We start from the raw sequence: 18,271 nt of genomic DNA on the forward strand, positions 1-18,271 counted from the left end.
GCCCGACCGGCACGGTCAGCGCGGCGGCGAGCGCCACGACGAACAGCCTGGCGCGCCTGCCCGGCAGGTACGCGCGGGCGCGTGCCCGCCGCCCGCGGCCGGCGAATCCCGATCTCACGATGACAACCCCCTGGTGAATGACGGCCGCGGACCGGAGCACCGCGGCACGAGCAGTCCCGACACCGGCCGCGGACGGACCATCCCGCCCCGCGGCCGTACAACCCCACGAACGATCACCACGCGCCGGGCCGGGCCGGTTCCTCCCGCCCCGCCCGGCGGCCGTCACCCGCCGACGACCGCGTCGGCCCGTTCCCGATTCGCCGTCGCCCCGGCCGTGGACGCTTTCGCATTCGCGCGGGAATCCGGACGGCCGGAATCCGGACGGCGGGAATCCGTATGGGCGGAATCCGGACCGGCGGAATCCGGACGGCCGGAATCCGTATGCGCCGTCGTCAGGGGCGGCACTCCGGGAATGGGTCCCGCCGTCAGCGGTACGGCGGCGCTCTCACGCACCGCAACCGCCGCGAGCGGCCCCAACCGCCCCTCGCGCACGCCGAACAGCCCCGCTCCGCCCCGAGCCATTTCCCCCACCCCACGCTCAGCGATACCTACAGCCGCGTATCGAATCACCGGACGCCGGGTGGTGACTACGAACCCCCGTGTTCGTAAGCATTGGCGCGGAACGGGGAAGTGGGCCGAATTGTGGAGCGCGCGGGAAAGGCATACGTGCCGGGGGCACGTTCCCGGCCGCGCGAATAACCGGTTGGCGGCGGACGGCCGCGCCTCAATACTGTGCCGGTGTTCACCGACGACGACGATGCCGTGCTCTACGACCTGCTCAATCGGTGGGACCCCGAGCGGTCACCCGGCGACCGGTTCTACACGGACCTGGTCATGGCCGCCGACTCCGTTCTCGACGTGGGCTGCGGCACCGGTATGACGCTGCGTCACGCGCGGGCGCGGGGCCACCGGGGCCGTCTGGCCGGCCTCGACCCGCACGCCCCGTCGCTGCGCCGGGCCCGGCGCCGTACCGACATCGAGTGGCTCGACGGCCGCGCCGCCGACGCCCCGCCCGGCGCCGGTTTCGACCTGGCGATCATGACCGGGCACGCCTTCCAGTGCCTGCTCACCGACGACGACATCCGCGACTCGCTCGCCGCCGTCCGCGCCGCCCTGCGCCCCGGCGGCCGTTTCGTCTTCGAGACCCGGCACCCCCAGGCCCGCGCCTGGCGGTCCTGGACCCCCGATCACCCCGTCACGACCACCCACCCGACCGCCGGTCCGCTCCGCGTCTGGCACACCGTCGACTCCGTGACCCCCGAGCTGGTCACCTTCACGACCACCACCGCCACCCCGGACGGCGCCCCCCTGCGCACCGACCGCTCCACCCTCCGCTTCCTCCCCGAACCCGCCCTCGACACCTTCCTCGCCGCCGCGGGCTTCCGCACCGAGTCCCGCTACGGCGACTGGCCCCGCACCCCCATCACCCCGTCCAGCAGCGAAATCATCACCATCGCCCTGGCCTGAGGGCGGTCAGCCGACGCTGCCGTCCGTCAGGGATCTGCGGTCGCCGCCCGGGGGACGGCCGCGGCGACGGCGGGCGCGGCGTTCCAGGGAGGTCAGGACGGCGGCCAGGAAGGCCAGCGGGATGACCAGGCCGAAGAGCGTCCACCAGGCGGCGGTACGGTCGTCGGCCCGGCCCTGGTACGGGGTGTCGGAAGCGCTGGCGACGAAGGCGACGACGTCCAGCGCCCCGGCCAGAAGCAGCAGCGCCCAGACGAGGACCAGGCACGCCAGCCAGAGCACGCGTCCGGGCGTGACCCGACGCCGGCGGACAGGCTCGCGTGCGGGATCGCGTACAGGCTCTCGTGCGGGATCGGGTACAGGCTCGGGTACAGGCTCCCGTGCGGGCTCCGGCATGGGCGCCCGGCTCAGACCAGGCGCCGTGCCGTCGCCCACCGCGTGAGCTCATGGCGGTTGGAGAGCTGGAGCTTGCGCAGGACGGCCGAGACATGGGACTCGACGGTCTTGACCGAGATGAAGAGCTGCTTGGCGATCTCCTTGTACGCGTAACCGCGCGCGATCAGGCGCAGGACCTCGCGCTCGCGCTGCGTGAGCCGGTCCAGGTCCTCGTCGACCGGCGGGGCGTCGGTGGACGCGAAGGCGTCCAGGACGAAACCGGCCAGCCGCGGGGAGAAGACGGCGTCGCCGTCGCGGACCCGGAAGATCGAGTTGATCAGGTCGGGCCCGGTGATGGTCTTGGTGACATACCCGCGCGCGCCGCCCCGGATGACACCGATGACGTCGTCGGCCGCGTCCGAGACCGAAAGGGCCAGGAAACGCACCGGGTTGTCGGGGTCGGCGGCCAACGGGGCGCAGCGGCGCAGGACTTCGACACCGCCGCCGCCGGGCAGATGCACGTCGAGCAGGACGACCTCGGGCCGGGTCGCGGTGACGACACTGACCGCCTGGTCGACGTCGGCGGCCTCGCCGACGACCTCGACACCGGTCTCCTCGGTGGCGCCGATCTCCGCCTGGACCCCGGTACGGAACATCCGGTGGTCGTCGACGAGCACCACCCGTACCCGCCGCTCCCCCGCCAAAGGCGCACTCGGTGTGCTCATGCCGCCACCCTCTCCATCTCCAGTTCGACTTCCGTACCGCCGCCGGGTGCGGCCCGCAGCCGGGCCTCGCCGCCGTTGCGCTGCATCCGGCCGATGATCGACTCGCGGACGCCCATGCGGTCGTCCGGCACCTGGTCGAGGTCGAATCCGGGGCCGTGGTCGCGCACGGAGACGAACACCTTGACGCCCTCCACCTCCGCGTAGACCTGAACGGGTCCGCTGCCACCGTACTTGGCCGCGTTCACCATCGCCTCCCGCGCGGCCTGCATCTGCGCCGCCAGCTTCTCGTCCAGCGGGCAGTCGCCGACGCAGACGACCTCGACGGGGACGCCGTGCGCGTCCTCGACCTCGGCGGCGGCGGCGCGTACGCCCTCGGCGACCGTCGTCGGCTCGTCGTCGCGCCCGGTGCCCTCGGGCCGGTAGAGCCAGGCGCGCAGCTCGCGTTCCTGGGCGCGGGCCAGCCGGTTGACCTCGCGGGGTTCGTCGGCGTGCCGCTGGATGAGGGTCAGGGTGTGCAGGACGGAGTCGTGGACGTGGGCGGCGACCTCGGCGCGCTCCTGGGCGCGGATACGCATCAGCCGCTCCGCCGACAGGTCCTGTGTCATACGGACCAGGTACGGGCCCGCGATCAGCGCGACGCCGACGAGGACGGCGAGCGCGGCCTGGAGGATGCCGGCGAGGTGGCTGCCGGAGCCGCGCACCACGATGAAGCCGGTGACGCCCGCGACGACCAGGGCGACACCGGCCGCCGCGCGGGCCAGCGGCCAGAACCGCTTGCCGTGGCTCATCTCGACCCAGCGGGCCTTGCGGGCGTTGTCGGCCTGCCGCCAGACCAGCGCGACACCGAGGCCGATGAGGAGCAGCGGCCACACGGCGCGGTTGGCGGCGCCGAGGTTGAGGTTGTCGATGAGGATGCCCGCGCCGACGGCCAGTGCGATCAGGGCCATGATCTGGCCCTTGTCGGGGCGCTTGCCCGCCAGCCAGGAGCGGGCGTCGCGCGGCTCCTTGGCCATGGCGACGCCGCCGACGCCGAGCGGTACGAAGAACCAGAAGACGGCGTAGAGGAGCACGCCGATGCCGTTGAAGCAGGCGAGCAGCACGAACAGGCCGCGTACCCACAGCACGGGCAGGCCGAAGTGCCCGGCCAGACCGCGCGCGACGCCGCCGACCATCCGCCCCTCTGAGCTGCGGTAGAGCTTGCGCACCCCGGAGTCCCCCGGCTCGTGCGAGGACAGGGGCGCGGACAGGAAGGACGCCCCGCTGGGACCGCCGGGCCCGGCGGGACCGCCCGGCACGCCGGGTCCGGCGGATCCGCCGGACCCGCCGGACCCGCCCGGCATACGGGACGCTCCGGGCATGCCGGACGCTCCGGCCGGGCTGCTCGCTGACATACCCCGATCGTCACACGTCCGGGCCGCCCGGGGCATCAGGGTTGTCCCCCCAGGGGTAGGACAGGGTACGGATCAGGGACGTACCAGGGTCGGGGCTGATGTCGGCCGCCCCCGCGAACCGTCACCATGGTCGTATGACGGACCAGCCACCCGAAGAGCCGAGCGACGAGCCGCGCGACCGGCCGAGGGCGCCGCGCACCAGCGGCGCCGGCGACAGCGACGGCACCGGCACCGGCGGCGCGGACGGCGACAGCGCCGCGCCCAAGCGGCGACTGACCCGTGGCCGCGACCACAAAGTCCTCGCGGGCGTGTGTGACGGGGCGGGCCGCTACTTCGACATCGACCCGGTGATCTTCCGCGTGGTGCTGGCCGTCCTCTCCCTCACCGGCGGCATAGGTCTGATCATCTACGGCATGAGCTGGCTGGTCATCCCGCTGGAGGGCGAGCGGCAGAGCGAGGCGCAGCGGCTGCTGTCCGGCCGGGTCGAGGGCGCGCCGCTGACCGCCGTGCTGATGGCGCTGGTCGGCTGCGGGCTGTACGCCTCGATGCTGGACAACGGCGACGACCAGGCGTTCTCACTGATCCTGCTGGCCGCGACGACCGGCGCCGTCTACTACTGGGCCCAGGTACGGCGCCGGCAGGCCGCGGGCGAGACCGCCTCCCCCTCGGGTACGGCGAGCGCGGTGGTGGACGCGCCGCCCGCCGTACAGGCGCCACCGGAGCCCGGCGGCTCCGCGTCCTGGTGGCGCGGCCCGCTGACCAAGGAGCCGTCGTATCTGTGGGGCCCGGACGACGGCCCCTACGGCGACGAGGACAAGGTCGCCTGGCGGGAGCGCAAGCGCGCGGCCCGCAAGAAGGAGAGCTCGTGGGTCTTCGGCCTGACCGTCTTCGTGCTGGTCGTGGCCGCGGGCGCGATCGGCACCGGTGCCTCGGCGCCGTACCAGTCCCCCGCCGTGAGCGTCGAGATCGGCCTGATCGCGGTGCTCGGCGTCTTCGGCCTGGCCTTCGTCGTCGCGTCGTTCGCCGGACGGGCACGCGGCGGCACCGTCTTCTTCACCCTGCTGACCCTCGCCGGGCTGATCGGGACCGCGTCGCTGCCGCACGACAACGCCGGGTGGCGTGACACCTGGCGGCCGATGACCGCCGCCGCCGTCCAGCCGATGTACGAACGCGGCAGCGGACAGGGCGTCCTCGACCTGACCGACCTGGCGCTCAACGGCCGGACGGTCAGCACACGGATCGACCTGCGCGTCGGCGAAGTGCTGATCAGACTGCCCAAGGACGCGACCGTGAACCTGACCTACCACGTCGCCGTCGGCGCCATCCGCCTGCCGGAAAAGGACCACGGCGGGCTGAACGTCACCAGCGAAGGGGCCGTGCCGGTCGTCTTCGCGCCGCCCGCGGGCACCATGAACACCGGCACGGTCAACGTCCACGTGCGGATCGGCGCCGGTGACCTGCGGATCGAGCCCGCCGCGGCCGGGACGGGTACGGGGACCGCGCCCCTCGCGCCGACCGTGCCCGCCGTCCCCGGCGCGCGCCACGTGCCCGTGCCCGGCGTGCCCGTACCCGGGGTGCCCGTGCCCTCTGTACCCGTGCCCGCTGTGCCCAGCCCGCCCGCAGGACAGGTGAACCGATGAGAAGGCACCGCTTCGAACCCGCCGCCCTGGTCATGGGCCTGGTGCTGCTCTGGCTGACGGCGTGCTTCATCCTCGACGCGTGCCGGGTCTGGGACCTGCGGCCCGAGTACTCCGTCCCGCTCGTCGTCAGCGGTCTGGCCCTGACGGTGGCCACCGCGATCGTCACACAGGTCGTGAGGGCGGTACGTGGGCGCCGGAAGCGCCGCCGCGCGTAGCGGAGCCGGAGCCCGACCCGTCGGCGGCGTGCGCACCGTGACCTGACACCGCGTCGCCGCCGCCCTTGCCCCGCCGCTGCGCGAGCAGCGCGTCCAGCGACAGATAGGGCGTGCCCGCGAGCACCAGCGGCAGCCAGGCCATCAGATACGCGAGGTCGTTGCCGTAGTAGTACGGCGTCGAGGACCAGCTCACCGTCAGCCACAGGCTGAGCGAGACCAGCGCGCCGCCGAGGGCGGCGACCCGGCCGAGGAGCCCGAACAGCGTGCCGAGCCCCGCCGCTATCTCACCGAGCGCGATGGCGTACCCGAAGCCGTGCGGCGCCTTCAGCGCGAGGTCGATCATCGCCGGGATCGCCGCGGTGTCGTGGGCGCCGTGCAGGATCTGCACCAACGAGCCGTTCGCGGAGTCGGTGAAGAAGGTGTCGCTGGTCAGCTTGTCGAGCCCGGCGTAGATGAACGTGACGCCGAGGAAGATCCGCAGCGGCAGCAGTGCGTAGCGACGGGCGGTGTCCCGCCAGACGTCGAGCCGTTCGAGCATCGTGTTCCGCCAATCCCGCCGCCCGTGCGTTCCCTGATGAGAACGATTCTGCCGGTACGGCGCCCTCGGGGGACATACGTACGCCCGGCGGCTGTCACTCAAAGCGGCGGGCGAAAAGCGCGGGACCCGCAGAAAGACCCGCACGTCTCTGGCAGTACACGGCCCCGCCCCCGATACTCAGGCATCGCACGGACCCGACGGGTGGAGGTATCCGAGTTGCCGTACGACCTCACGATCTATCTGGCCCACCGCGACGACTACGCGGACTTCCTCACCGCCACCGACGAGGAGGCGTCCGTCGTCTGGCACCGCAGGCAGGGCGACTACACCGACAAGGCCGACATCCTGGAGCGTACGGAGGCCGCGTACGGCAGGACCCAGGCCGCCCTCAATGTGCTGGACATCGAGGGCGGCGGCCCGCTCACCGAGGCGAAGGCCCTGGTCGGCCGCATCCGGTCCTTCTACGACATGGACGAGATCCCGGACAGCGCGTGGGAGGAGTACAAGGCGGCCAGGAGCCGCTACGTCACCGCGGCCCGCGAGAGCCTGGCCGCGCACTAGGACCTGTCCGGCGGGTTCACTCCCACTCGATGGTGCCCGGCGGCTTGCTCGTCACGTCGAGCACCACGCGGTTGACGTCGGCCACCTCGTTGGTGATCCGGGTGGAGATCTTCGCCAGCACCTCGTACGGCAGCCGCGACCAGTCCGCGGTCATGGCGTCCTCGGAGGAGACCGGGCGCAGCACGATCGGGTGGCCGTAGGTGCGGCCGTCGCCCTGGACGCCGACGGAACGGACGTCGGCGAGCAGCACCACGGGGCACTGCCAGATGTCGCGGTCGAGCCCGGCCGCGGTCAGCTCCTCGCGGGCGATGGCGTCGGCCTCGCGCAGCAGGTCGAGCCGGTCGCGGGTGACCTCGCCGACGATCCGGATGCCGAGCCCGGGGCCGGGGAACGGCTGGCGCTGCACGATCTCCTCGGGCAGGCCCAGCTCCTGGCCGACCATCCGCACCTCGTCCTTGAACAGCTTGCGCAGCGGCTCGACGAGCGTGAACTGGAGGTCTTCCGGCAGGCCGCCGACATTGTGGTGCGACTTGATGTTCGCGGTGCCGGTGCCGCCGCCGGACTCGACCACGTCCGGGTAGAGGGTGCCCTGGACCAGGAACTCCACCGGCTGGTCGCCCGGCGCCTCGGCGACGATCTCCGCCTGCGCCTGCTCGAAGACCCGGATGAACTCCCGGCCGATGATCTTCCGCTTCTGCTCCGGGTCGCTGACCCCGGCGAGCGCGTCGAGGAAGCGGTCGGTGGCGTCCACGACCTTGAGCTGTACGCCGGTCGCGGCCACGAAGTCCTTCTCGACCTGCTCGGTCTCGCCCTTGCGCATCAGTCCGTGGTCGACGTACACGCAGGTGAGCCGGTCACCGATGGCCTTCTGGACGAGGGCGGCGGCGACCGCGGAGTCCACGCCGCCGGACAGCCCGCAGATGGCCCGGCTGGTGCCGACCTGCTCGCGGACCAGCGCGATCTGCTCGTCCACGACATTGACGGTCGTCCACGTGGGCGCGAGGCCCGCGCCGCGGTAGAGGAAGTGCTCCAGGATCTGCTGGCCGTGCGTGGAGTGCAGCACCTCGGGGTGGTACTGGACGCCGTACAGCCGCTTCTCGTCGTTCTCGAACGCGGCGACCGGCACCACGTCGGTGGACGCCGTCACCGCGAAGCCCTCGGGCGCGGCCGAGCAGGCGTCGCCGTGCGACATCCACACCGACTGCTCGGCGGGGGTGCCCTCGAAGAGGGTGGAGCCGGGCTTGGAGACGGCCAGCGCGGTGCGGCCGTACTCCCGCGCCCCGGTGTTGTCGACGGTCCCGCCGAGCGCCGTCGCCATGAGCTGGAAGCCGTAGCACATGCCGAAGACGGGGACGCCCGCCGCGAAGATCGCCGGGTCCAGGGTGGGGGCGCCCGGCTCGTAGACCGAGGACGGCCCGCCGGACAGGATGATCGCGCTCGGCCGCTTCGCCAGCATCTCGCTCACCGGCGTCGTGGAGGGCACGATCTCGCTGTACACCCGGGCCTCACGGACCCGGCGCGCGATCAGTTGCGCGTACTGCGCACCGAAGTCCACGACCAGGACCAGGTCCGGTGAATCCGGTGTGCCCGACGAGGGGGCGGGGGCGACTGGCGTTACCACGGTGTGCCTTCCGGCGGTTCCAACGGGGAGAGGACCCGATTCTACCGGGGCGGCGGACTCCCTCCTCCCCCCGGCTTGCCCCCGGGCAGGCGAGGGGGGCACACTGACGCCATGCACACGCGCAGCGTCACGTTTACCTATGGCACCGGCCCGTCCGGCTGCCATAGTCGTGTCGCGTGAGCATCTGACGCAGACCACGAACAGGCGCCCCGGGCCGGATGGCCCGGGGCGCCTGTTCGTGCGCGCTCCCCGAGGCCCACGGCCCGCGGCACCGCCCGCCACCCCCGAGGAGAGCAGCAGCCATGACGACCCCGACCCCCACCCCCGGCACCCCGACCCCCGGCGCCTCCGCGCCCGACGCTTCCGCACCGACGTCCGCCGACACCGTGATCGCGGAGAAGCGGCGGCGGATCGATGAGCTCGACACCCGGATTCTCGACCTCGTCCGGGAACGGATGACCGAGTCGGCCGACATCCAGCGCGCGCGCATGACGTCCGGCGGGCGCCGGGTGAGCCTGAACCGCGAGATGGAGGTGTTGACGCACTACAGCGCGGAGTTGGGGAAGCCGGGTACGTCACTCGCGATGACGCTGCTGGAACTGTGCCGCGGCAAGGTCTGAGCGGCGCGGCCGGAGCGGGCCGCGAGGCGTGACGTTTCGCCCTTTCGAGCGGCATCACCCGTACGGCACGTGACCGGCCCGCGATGGCTTCGTTGGAGGTGGTGTCCGTGCCATCCAGGGGCGGTAACCCAACACCACGCGTGGAACTGGACACCGCCTAGACGCAGCTGGGCGGGGTGTGACCGATGCGATGAGGCGACCGCAGGTATGCGGTCGCCGTGGGACCTCGTGTCGGTGCTATGTGACCGGACGGCAGGGGACAGCAGCCCGGTCACGACTCAAAGAGGCGGTCGGCTCCGGGGACGCTTGGATCCGGCCGCTCTGCGAGAACCCACATTACTCATGTACGGCTCCCGGCACGGACTCCCCGTCCACGATCGGGTGACACACCGCGTACCCGTGCGCACGGGTACGCGTCAGCGCGCGGGTACGCGTCAGCGCGCGCGAACGCGTCACTCGGCCGCGGACCTGGGCGGCACCGCGGGGACCGGCAGCAGCGGAAGCCGCAGCGCGCCGAATGCCTCCTCCGGCACCACCGGGGCGGCGGGCCGTACCGCGGCGATCCTGCGGTAGCCCTCGCCCTGGGCCGGACGCGGGTCCGCCTCGCCCTTGTTGGGCCACAGCGACATCGCGCGCTCCGCCTGCGCGGTGATCGTCAGCGACGGATTGACCCCGAGATTCGCCGAGACGGCCGAACCGTCGACCACATGGATGCCCGGGTGCCCGTAGAGCCGGTGGTACGGGTCGATGACGCCGTGGTCGGCGTCCTCGCCGATCGGGCAACCGCCCAGGAAGTGCGCGGTCATGGGGCGTTCGGTGGCCTCGCCGACGTTGCTGCCCGCGAAGCCGTTGATCTCCTCCGCTATCAACCGCGCGGCCCGCGCGCCCTCCGGGATGTGCGTCGGGTTGGGAGCGCCGTGACCCTGACGGGCCGTCAGCAGCCCTTTGCCCAGGCCCTTGGTCTTGCGGTAGGTGGTCAGCGAATTGTCGCTGGTCTGCATGACCAGGCCGATGATCGTCCGCTCCGACCAGTGGAAGTTGGACAGCGAGCGGAGGCCGACCGCCGGGTGGCGCAGGTAGTTGACGGCGAATTCGGCCCAGCGCGGCAGCTTCCCGCCGAACGGCGCCGCCATGATCGACAGATTCCCCATCGCGTTGGAGCCCTTGCCGTAGCGGACCGGCTCGATGTGGGTGTGGTCGTTGGGGTGCACGGACGAGGTGATCGCGACGCCCTTGGTGAAGTCCAGCGCGCGGTCCGGGTGCCGCTTGCGGTAGCGACGGGCGGAGGTCTGCGCGCCCACCAGCGCCTCGGAGTTGGTACGGGTCAGCTCGCCGAGCTTCGCCGGGATGCCGGGCAGCCGGCCGCCGTCGCGCATCGCGTGCAGCAGCGTCTGCGTCCCGTACGTGCCCGCCGCGACCACGACCTGACGGGCCCTCAGCACGGCCCGCTCGCCCTTCTTTCGCTGGTCGGTGGGGACGGTGGTGACACGGTAGCCACCCTCCGGGTCCTCGGTGAGGTCGGTGACGGTGGTCATCGGGTGGATGACGGCGCCCGCGCGCTCGGCGAGGTGCAGATAGTTCTCCGTGAGGGTGTTCTTCGCGCCGTGCCGGCAGCCGGTCATGCACTCGCCGCACTCGGTGCAGGCCCGCCGCGCGGGGCCGGTTCCGCCGAAGTACGGGTCGGGCACCTCACCGCCGGGCGCCGCCTTCGACGCGCCGCCCGCGTCCTCGCCGTCGCCGAAGAACACCCCGACCGGCGCGAGGTGGAAGCTGTCGCCGACGCCCATCCGCTCGGCCGCCGCCTTCAGGTGCTCGTCCGAGGGGGTGAGCGTGGGGTTGGTGCGCACCCCGAGCATCCGCCGGGCCTGGTCGTAGTACGGCGCCAACTCCTGCTGCCAGTCGGTGATCGCGCCCCACTGCCGGTCCTCGAAGAACGCCTTCGGGGGCACGTACAGGGTGTTGGCGTAGTTCAGCGAGCCGCCGCCGACGCCCGCGCCCGCCAGCACCAGGACGTTGCCGAGGACGTGGATGCGCTGGATGCCGTAGAGGCCGAGCGCGGGCGCCCACAGGTAGTTGCGGAGGTCCCAGGAGTTCTTCGGCAGTTCGTCGCGGGCGAAGCGGCGGCCGGCCTCCAGCACGCCGACCCGGTAGCCCTTCTCGGTCAGCCGCAGCGCGGAGACGGAGCCGCCGAAGCCGGAGCCGATGACGACGACGTCGTAGTCGTAGCCGTCTTCCTGTGACACGTGATCCTCCGGGGCGTCGGTGCGGGACATTTCACGGTGGCGGTGGAGACGGGTGCGGGGCGTCAGCGCATCCGCAGGGCCTTCATCGCCTTCAGCGAGACGGTGAGGAACTTCGCGTACGTCTCGTCGGTCATGCCGAGCGAGGGCGCCATCGGCAGCAGGCGCTGGGTGGCGACGGTCTGCGCCTCGGTGTGCTTGAGGATGCCCTCGGAGCCGTGCCTGCGGCTGAGCCCGGAGTCCTTCATGCCGCCCATCGGCGCCTGGACACTGCCGTACGCGGCGGCGTACGCCTCGTTGATGTTGACCGTGCCGGAGCGCAGCCGGGCCGCGATCCGGGCGCCGCGCCGGGTGTCCTTGGTCCACACACTGGAGTTGAGGCCGTAGTCGGTGTCGTTGGCGCGCTCGATCGCCTCCTCCTCGTCGCGGAAGCGGTAGACGGACACGACGGGGCCGAAGGTCTCCTGCGCGCAGACGGCCATCGGGGCCTCGACGCCGTCCAGGATCGTCGGCTCGTAGACGTACGGGCCGATGTCCGGGCGGGCCCGGCCGCCTGCCACCACCGTGGCGCCCTTCTCGCGGGCCTCCTCGACGTGCCGGACGACGGTCTCCAACTGCCGTTCCCCGGCGAGCGATCCCATGCCCGCGCCGTACGCGAGGACCGTGCCGAGCCTGATCGCCTTCGTGCGCGCGGCGAACTTCTCCAGGAACGCGTCGGCGACCGACTCGTCCACCAGCAACCGCTCGACGGAGACGCAGAGTTGACCGGCGGAGGCGAAGCAGGCGCGGACGGCGCCGTCGGCGGCCTTGTCGAGGTCGGCGTCGCGCAGCACCAACAGGGCGTTCTTGCCGCCGAGTTCAAGGGAGGCGCCGATCAGCCGGGCGGCGGCGCGCTGGGCGACGTCACGGCCGGTACGCGTCGAGCCGGTGAAGGACACGTAGTCGGCGTGCTCGACCAGGGCCGGGCCGACGACCGGGCCCTCGCCGATCACGATCTGCCACACGTCGGCGGGCAGCCCCGCCTCGACCAACTGCTCACGCGCCCACAGCGCGGTCAGCGCGGTCTCGGTGTCCGGCTTCATCACCAGGGCGTTGCCCGCCACGAGTCCGGGCAGCGCGTCGCCGACGGACAGCTCCAGCGGGTAGTTCCAGGGCGTGATCTGGCCGACGACACCGCGCGGCTGCCGCAGCTCCACGGCCTTGGTCAGCGTCGGGATGGCGCCGCTGTGCCGCTTGGGCTTCAGATACGCGGGGGCCTTGCGGCCGTAGTGCCGGGCCGCCATCGCGACCACCTGCACCTCTTCGTGCGCGTGCAGGCGCGCCTTGCCGGTCTCCACCTGGATCAGGTCGAGCACTTCCGCCTGCCGGGCGAGCACCAGGTCGTGGAAGCGGAGCAGGACCGCGGCGCGCTGCCGTACGGGGGTGGCGGCCCACGCCTTCTGCGCCGTGCGGGCGCGCGCGAACGCCTCCGCGACCTCCTCGGGCGTGGTCTCCGGCAGGTCGGCGAGCTTGTCGCCGGTCAGCGGGGTGTGGCTGGCGGTACGGCCGCTGCCGATGACGTCGCGGGTGAGGCGGGCGACCAGATCGGGGGTGACGACGTCCTTCGGGCCGCGCGCCGTGGTGGGCGCGACCGGGTTTCCGTCGGTGGGGCCGTCGGTGGGGCCGTCGGTGGGGGGCGTGCTGCGCTCCATCGAATCCGTCATGCCGGTGAGATTACGACCGTCCGGCACCGATTGGATACCCGTGAGTAAGTATTTTCCTCGTGATCCGTGCAACTAAGCCAGCAATCGGTGGCGCTGTACGAATCTTCGCAGGTCACGAGGGTTGCCCGGAGGGGCAGTGGCGGCGGGTGCCGGGCATCTACGGGGTGCGGACGTGTCGGTGGAACACCAGTGCGGAACATCCGCGTGGAACATCAGTGTGGACGGAAGGCGGCGCGCGCCGCGTCGAAGGTGTCCCGGGCCCGCTCGACCTGCTCGATCGGCGCCGACAGCCACATGTCGTACATCCGGCCGCCCTCCGTCCAGCACAGGTCGAACGTCCGGCGCGCGCCCTTGCCGTCGGCGAACCCGTCGTAGGTGAACTGCCACAGCGCGGCGAGGTGCCCGCGCTGCGTGGTCTCGGTGATCACGCCGTCCCGGTACCCCGGATAGACGCTGCCCGCCTTGGGACCGGCCAGATCCTGGTCGCGCAGCACCGCGTACGCACCGCGCGGGTCGGGCGACTGCTCACGCTCGCCGAAGCGGAAGGTGCGGTCGGGCGACCAGTAGTACACCCGCAGGACGCCGTTGCCGTCGCGCTGCGCGTCGCGTACGTAGCCGGCGGGCAGCGCCAGCGAGAAGCCGGTCGGATCGGTGACGCGCTCGTACCCTGCCGGGAGGGACGGGGTTGTCGGCGGGGGTGTCGTGGGGCTCGGGGTCGTGCTCGTCGCTGGCGCCGTGCTCGGCGGGGCCGCCGCCCGGTCGCCGCCGTCGTGCTGGACGACCAGCACCGCGGCCAGCGCGCCGCCGCCGACCGCGAGGGCCGCCACGCTCACGGCGGCGGCGAGGATACGGCGCCTGCGGCCCTTGGGGCGGGGGATCGCCTGCGGCTCGGGCTCCGCGTCGTGCGGGGTTCCGGCCGCCGGGACCACCGGTATGTGCTGGGCGGGCGGCGGCTCACCGGTCTCCGCGTACGCCGTCAGCAGCGTCTGCGCCCGCGCCGCGCCCATCCGGCGGCCCGGGTCCCGGTCGAGCAGCGCCGTGACCACCGGCAGCAGCGGCTCCGCCGCCTCGGGCGTCCTGATCGTGTCGATCGCGACCGCGTGCACGATCTCGCCTATCGAGTCCCGGTGGAACGGCGACTCGCCGTCCACCGCCGCGCACAGCAGCGCGCCGAGCGACCACAGGTCGGACTCGGGGCCCGCCGACCTGCCCGACATCCGCTCGGGCGAGGTGTACTCCGGCGACCCCACGAAGGACCCGGTCTCGCTGATCGTCGCGCTGCCCGCGACCCGGGCGATGCCGAAGTCCGTCAGCACGACGCGTCCGGTGCCGCGCTCGATCAGTACGTTCGCCGGTTTCACGTCGCGGTGCTGGACCTCGCTCGCGTGCGCCGCCCGCAGCGCGCCCGCCACGGCCGCGCCGATCCGCGCCGCCTCCCGCGGCTCCAACGGGCCGTCCTGCGCCAGCACGTCCGCCAGCGACCGGCCGTCCACCAGCTCCATCACGATCCACGGACGGCCGTCCTGCTCCTGCACGTCGTACACGACGATCACATGCGGGTGCCTGATCCTGGCCACGCTGCGCGCTTCGCGCAGCGCCCGGTCCTGGCCGCCCTCGGGCAGGTGCAACTCCTTGACGGCCACCGGCCTGTGCAGCAGCTCGTCCTCCGCCCGCCACACCGTCCCCATCCCCCCGCGGCCGAGCCGCCCCGTGATCCGGTACCGCCCCGCCACCACGTCCCGAGGTTCCGCCTCCGCCTCCGCCGTCCACCCCCCGTCACTTCCCATACCCCCCAGGCTATCCACCCCGCCGCACGTGGGTTTGTTTTTCCCGCCCACCCGCCCACCCGTGCGGGTGCTTTCTCCGTCTGCGGGTGCCGCCCGTGCCTGGTCGGTCCCGGCCCGGGGTACCTCCTCGAAATCCGTAACACCTGGCCCCGCGAATCCGGTGACGTTCCTGTCAACGTATTTCTGCGGGGGCACCCCGCCCCGTCCCCTCCGGGTCCGTCGGCGTCCGCCTGTCCGTTGTGGCTGAGGGTGAGGGGGTGAGGGGGAGCCGGGCCCCTGCGCAACCGGCCGTCCAGCCGGGGTGGGCGGGAGGGGGGATGGGTGGGCTCGGGTACGTCGGCGTCCGCCTGCCGGGGTGGGCGGGAGCCGGGCCCCTGCGCGACCGGCCGGCCCGCCGGGGCAGGAGGTTGTGGGAGGGCTCGGGTACACCGGCGCCCGACGGTCCGGAGGGGGTGGGAGGGCTCGGGTACATCGGCGTCCGCCCTCTCGTAGACGGCTGAGGGGGTGGGGGTGAGCCCGTCGGCGGGCGCCTGTCCGTGAGTAGCGGAGGGGAGGAGGCCGGGGCACTGCGCAACCCAGCGTCCCCCAGGACGGGAGGAGGCCGGGGCACTGCGCAACCCAGCGTTCGCCGGGGCGGGAGGGGGCCGGGCACTGCGCAACCCACCGTCCGCCGGGGCGGGAGGGGGCCGGGGGCCGGGCATCCCGCGACCGACAGCCCGCTCGGAGTGGGCGGGAGGGGGCGCGCTGCCGGGCTGGCAAGGGCTCAGCACAGCGGAGTGCCCGAGGCGAGCCACACCCCCTCACCCTCAGACACACCGGACAGGCAGACGCCGCCGAGCACACCCCCACCCCCTCAGCCATCTACGAGAGGGCGGACGCCGCCGAGCTCCCCCCTCCGCCACCCACGTGGACAGGCACCCGCCGCCGTACCCGAGCCCGCCCATCCCCTCCCCCCCCAGCCACAGCGGACAGGCAGACGCCGACGTAGCCGAGCCCACCCACCCCCTCCCCCCTCAGCCACAGCGGACAGGCGGATGCCGACGTACCCGAGCCCCACCCACTCCCCTCCCCGGCCACCCCCACGGACAGGCAGACGCCGACGGACCCGGAGGGGACGGGCCGGGGTGCCCCCGCAGAAATACGTTGACAAGAAGCTCACCGGATACCCAAGGCCAGGTGTTACGGATTTCGAGGAGGTACCCCGGGCCGGGACCGACCAGGCACAAGCGGCACCCGCAGACGGAGAACCCACCCGCACGGGTGGGCGGGCGGGAAAAAGAAGAACAAGGCCCCTACGGGGCAGGCGTCAGCTCGCCGCGTAGGTTTCGACGGCCTTGTCGAAGGCCCGCTGGACGTCGGCGCGGCGGGCGTCGGGCCCGCTGACGACCACGACGTGGTAGGCCCCGTCGACGATGACCGCAAGATTGAGGGCGTAGATCTGCGTGTCGTTGGCATCCCGATAGCTGTATTCGCCCTCAGCGGCATTGTGCCCGCGCAGGTCGAGCGTGTGGAGACCGGAGGCGGCGGACCAGGACGAGCCGCGGAAGGCGGCCAGTTCGGGCTCTTCGAGCTGGTAGGCGAGCGGGTCGCTGCCGTGGTCGGAGACCTTGTCACGGCCGGGCACGACGGTGAGCTGGAGGTCGCTGCCGGAGTAACGGACCTGCCCCTGACCGTTCTTGCCGGTGCGCTGCCAGCCGGTGTGGACGGCGACGGTGAACCCGGCGGAGTCGGTGCGCATGACGAAGTCGCTGCCGAGGTCGGGCGGCGCGCTCGTCGGCGCCTTCGTCGGCGTAGGTGGCGCGCTCGTCGCAGCCGTCGTCGGCGCCTTCGTAGGCGTCGGCGTCGGCGTCGGCTTCTTGCTTCCGCTGTGCCCGCCCGACACCTCGGCCGGGACCGTACGGTCGCCGCCCTTGGCCCCGTTGTCCGACGTGTTGCTGTTGCCGGGCATGACGAGCACCGCGTACGCGACGACGGCCGCGAGCACCACCAGGACCGCGATCAGCAGCCGCACGCCCAGCTTGCGCGGCGCCTCGTCGCCGCCGCGCGGGGGCTTGCGGTAGACGACCTCCTGCTCCTGGTGGATCTGCTCCTGCCGCATCTCGCTGCGCCGCACCTGCTCGCGCTTGGTCTTGGTGACCCTCGCCTGCTTGCCGCGGGCGTGCCTGCGGTGCTGCATCCCGGCGGCGTCGGCCTCGGCGGCGGCCTTGCGGCGGCGCCGCCGTACCAGCTCGCCCTTGCGGCGGACGATCGGCAATTTGGCCGGATCCGTCGGTACCTGGACCATGTCGAGGCCCAGATCCGGCTCGGGCGCGGAGCGGATCAGCGACCGCAGCCAGCCGCCCAACTCCTCGGCCTCCGGCCGCTCTTCGGGGTCGGGGCGGAGCAGGGATTCGACGATCGGCCGCAGCGCGCCGCACTCCTCGGCGAAGGCGGGCGGCTCGGCGCACACCATCTGCACCAGTTCGGCGGCGCTCTCCTCGGGGAACGGCGGATGCCCCTGCACGGTACGGAAGAGCAGCGAGCCGAGCGCCCACAGGTCGGCGGCCGGGCCGACCGGCGGCGAGAGCCGCCAGTTCTCGTGGACCTCGTGGGCCTGCTCAGGCGCCCAGCGCTCGGTGACGGCGCCGATGACGGTGATCCGGTTCTGCCGGGCCCGCTCCTGTTCGAGGGCGGACTCGGGGCCGTGCCAGGACTGGTCCTCACCCGCGCCCGACAGGCCGCCGCCCGCGAGGACTTGGATGTGCTGCGGCACGGGGTCGTAGCCGCACAGCGCCTCTTGGGCGGCGCCCGCGGCGAGCCCGGCGAGCATCGCCCGGCCGTCGTCGCAGACCAGCACGGTGCTCGCGGTCACATTGCGGTGCGTCCAGCCGTACGCGTGCAGGGCGCGCAGCGCGGTGAGCACGTCGGAAGCGACCTCGGCGGCGCGGTAGGCGTCCAGCGGCCGGTCGGCGAGTAACGCGGCGAGCGGCCGGGCGGACACCAGTTCGCTCGCGATCCAGAGACTGCCGCCCTCGATGAAGATGTCGAAGACCTGGACCAGCCGGGGGTGGTCGGGTATCGCGGCCGCCGAGCGGGCGGCCTCAAGAGCGCGCCGCGCGCTGTCGCTCAGCGCGTCCTGGTCGCCGTAGCCCCGGTCGTCGCCCGCGACTTCGGCGGTGACGACCTCGGGCAGCAGCACCTGCCGGACCAGGACTTCCTGGCCGCTGTAGGTGTCAAAGGCGCGCGTCTCGACCAGTTCGAACTCGTCGGCGGGCGGCCGGGGCAGCCGGTACCGGTCGGCGAGCACGCGGCCCGCGTATTCGTCCACGACGCCCCCTCTCCGGCCCTTCCC

General features: G+C 72.8%; 13 protein-coding genes and 1 pseudogene. 5 read left to right on the forward strand and 9 right to left on the reverse strand.

Annotation, left to right across the window (positions count from 1 at the left end; genetic code table 11):
- Nucleotides 1–798: 798 nt before the first annotated feature.
- A complete protein-coding gene (locus tag BGM09_RS14450; protein ID WP_188281966.1) occupies nucleotides 799–1,527 on the forward strand; it encodes a class I SAM-dependent methyltransferase in 729 nt (242 codons plus the stop codon).
- Between the two features lie 6 nt (nucleotides 1,528–1,533).
- Here the strand turns inward: BGM09_RS14450 and BGM09_RS14455 are convergent, their stop codons facing one another.
- The 3 genes from BGM09_RS14455 to BGM09_RS14465 all read right to left on the reverse strand — a co-directional run bounded on the left by BGM09_RS14455 (nucleotide 1,534) and on the right by BGM09_RS14465 (nucleotide 3,964).
- Nucleotides 1,534–1,806, reverse strand: a complete 273-nt coding sequence (locus BGM09_RS14455; RefSeq protein ID WP_188281967.1) for a hypothetical protein — start codon at nucleotides 1,804–1,806, stop codon at nucleotides 1,534–1,536.
- A 125-nt stretch (nucleotides 1,807–1,931) separates the two neighbouring features.
- On the reverse strand, nucleotides 1,932–2,624 hold the full coding sequence (locus BGM09_RS14460; RefSeq protein ID WP_188281968.1) for a LuxR C-terminal-related transcriptional regulator: 693 nt from the start codon (nucleotides 2,622–2,624) through the stop codon (nucleotides 1,932–1,934).
- Entirely contained in the window at nucleotides 2,621–3,964 is a 1,344-nt protein-coding gene (locus tag BGM09_RS14465; RefSeq protein WP_188282005.1) for an ATP-binding protein, read from the reverse strand. Before BGM09_RS14465 ends, BGM09_RS14460 begins: the two co-directional genes overlap by 4 nt.
- 185 nt (nucleotides 3,965–4,149) lie before the next feature.
- Between BGM09_RS14465 and BGM09_RS14470 the strand changes: the two genes are divergently transcribed.
- Nucleotides 4,150–5,655 carry a PspC domain-containing protein gene (locus BGM09_RS14470; RefSeq protein WP_188281969.1) on the forward strand — a complete coding sequence of 502 codons (1,506 nt, stop codon included), beginning with the start codon at nucleotides 4,150–4,152 and terminating at the stop codon, nucleotides 5,653–5,655.
- Nucleotides 5,652–5,870: a hypothetical protein gene (locus tag BGM09_RS14475; protein WP_188281970.1), complete on the forward strand. Its 219-nt coding sequence runs from the start codon at nucleotides 5,652–5,654 to the stop codon at nucleotides 5,868–5,870. Before BGM09_RS14470 ends, BGM09_RS14475 begins: the two co-directional genes overlap by 4 nt.
- A gap of 55 nt (nucleotides 5,871–5,925) precedes the next feature.
- Here the strand turns inward: BGM09_RS14475 and BGM09_RS14480 are convergent.
- A pseudogene (locus BGM09_RS14480) lies at nucleotides 5,926–6,408 on the reverse strand (DoxX family protein); the annotation flags it as partial.
- Nucleotides 6,409–6,609: 201 nt separating this feature from the next.
- On the opposite strand from BGM09_RS14480, the gene BGM09_RS14485 reads away from it, so the two are divergent.
- On the forward strand, nucleotides 6,610–6,969 hold the full coding sequence (locus tag BGM09_RS14485; protein WP_188281972.1) for a hypothetical protein: 360 nt from the start codon (nucleotides 6,610–6,612) through the stop codon (nucleotides 6,967–6,969).
- Between the two features lie 16 nt (nucleotides 6,970–6,985).
- Here BGM09_RS14485 and guaA read toward each other — a convergent pair whose 3' ends face one another.
- Nucleotides 6,986–8,590, reverse strand: a complete 1,605-nt coding sequence (guaA, locus tag BGM09_RS14490; protein ID WP_188281973.1) for a glutamine-hydrolyzing GMP synthase — start codon at nucleotides 8,588–8,590, stop codon at nucleotides 6,986–6,988.
- 302 nt (nucleotides 8,591–8,892) lie between these two features.
- Between guaA and BGM09_RS14495 the strand changes: the two genes are divergently transcribed.
- On the forward strand, nucleotides 8,893–9,210 hold the full coding sequence (locus BGM09_RS14495) for a chorismate mutase (RefSeq protein ID WP_188281974.1): 318 nt from the start codon (nucleotides 8,893–8,895) through the stop codon (nucleotides 9,208–9,210).
- A gap of 452 nt (nucleotides 9,211–9,662) precedes the next feature.
- Here the strand turns inward: BGM09_RS14495 and BGM09_RS14500 are convergent, their stop codons facing one another.
- The 4 genes from BGM09_RS14500 to BGM09_RS14515 form a co-directional block, all read right to left on the reverse strand.
- On the reverse strand, nucleotides 9,663–11,483 hold the full coding sequence (locus BGM09_RS14500) for a GMC family oxidoreductase N-terminal domain-containing protein (protein ID WP_188281975.1): 1,821 nt from the start codon (nucleotides 11,481–11,483) through the stop codon (nucleotides 9,663–9,665).
- Between the two features lie 32 nt (nucleotides 11,484–11,515).
- Complete coding sequence (locus BGM09_RS14505; protein ID WP_188281976.1) at nucleotides 11,516–13,153, reverse strand: succinic semialdehyde dehydrogenase; 1,638 nt, start codon at nucleotides 13,151–13,153, stop codon at nucleotides 11,516–11,518.
- Between the two features lie 212 nt (nucleotides 13,154–13,365).
- Nucleotides 13,366–14,940 (reverse strand): serine/threonine-protein kinase, encoded by a 1,575-nt coding sequence (locus BGM09_RS14510; RefSeq protein WP_188281977.1) that lies wholly within the window; start codon nucleotides 14,938–14,940, stop codon nucleotides 13,366–13,368.
- A gap of 1,306 nt (nucleotides 14,941–16,246) precedes the next feature.
- On the reverse strand, nucleotides 16,247–18,247 hold the full coding sequence (locus BGM09_RS14515; RefSeq protein ID WP_188281978.1) for a protein tyrosine kinase: 2,001 nt from the start codon (nucleotides 18,245–18,247) through the stop codon (nucleotides 16,247–16,249).
- Between the last annotated feature and the right edge of the window lie 24 nt (nucleotides 18,248–18,271).

The sequence above is a fragment of the Streptomyces sp. CBMA29 genome (assembly GCF_014596445.1).
Classification (GTDB): domain Bacteria; phylum Actinomycetota; class Actinomycetes; order Streptomycetales; family Streptomycetaceae; genus Actinacidiphila.

What these genes read in the sequence shown, in the direction of transcription:
- BGM09_RS14460 (WP_188281968.1), bottom strand. Translation starts at nt 2,624, where the DNA reads ATGAGCACACCGAGTGCGCCTTTGGCGGGGGAGCGGCGGGTACGGGTG.
- BGM09_RS14465 (WP_188282005.1), bottom strand. Translation starts at nt 3,964, where the DNA reads ATGCCGGGCGGGTCCGGCGGGTCCGGCGGATCCGCCGGACCCGGCGTG.
- BGM09_RS14470 (WP_188281969.1), top strand. Translation starts at nt 4,150, where the DNA reads ATGACGGACCAGCCACCCGAAGAGCCGAGCGACGAGCCGCGCGACCGG.
- BGM09_RS14475 (WP_188281970.1), top strand. Translation starts at nt 5,652, where the DNA reads ATGAGAAGGCACCGCTTCGAACCCGCCGCCCTGGTCATGGGCCTGGTG.
- BGM09_RS14495 (WP_188281974.1), top strand. Translation starts at nt 8,893, where the DNA reads ATGACGACCCCGACCCCCACCCCCGGCACCCCGACCCCCGGCGCCTCC.
- BGM09_RS14500 (WP_188281975.1), bottom strand. Translation starts at nt 11,483, where the DNA reads ATGTCCCGCACCGACGCCCCGGAGGATCACGTGTCACAGGAAGACGGC.
- BGM09_RS14505 (WP_188281976.1), bottom strand. Translation starts at nt 13,153, where the DNA reads ATGACGGATTCGATGGAGCGCAGCACGCCCCCCACCGACGGCCCCACC.
- BGM09_RS14510 (WP_188281977.1), bottom strand. Translation starts at nt 14,940, where the DNA reads ATGGGAAGTGACGGGGGGTGGACGGCGGAGGCGGAGGCGGAACCTCGG.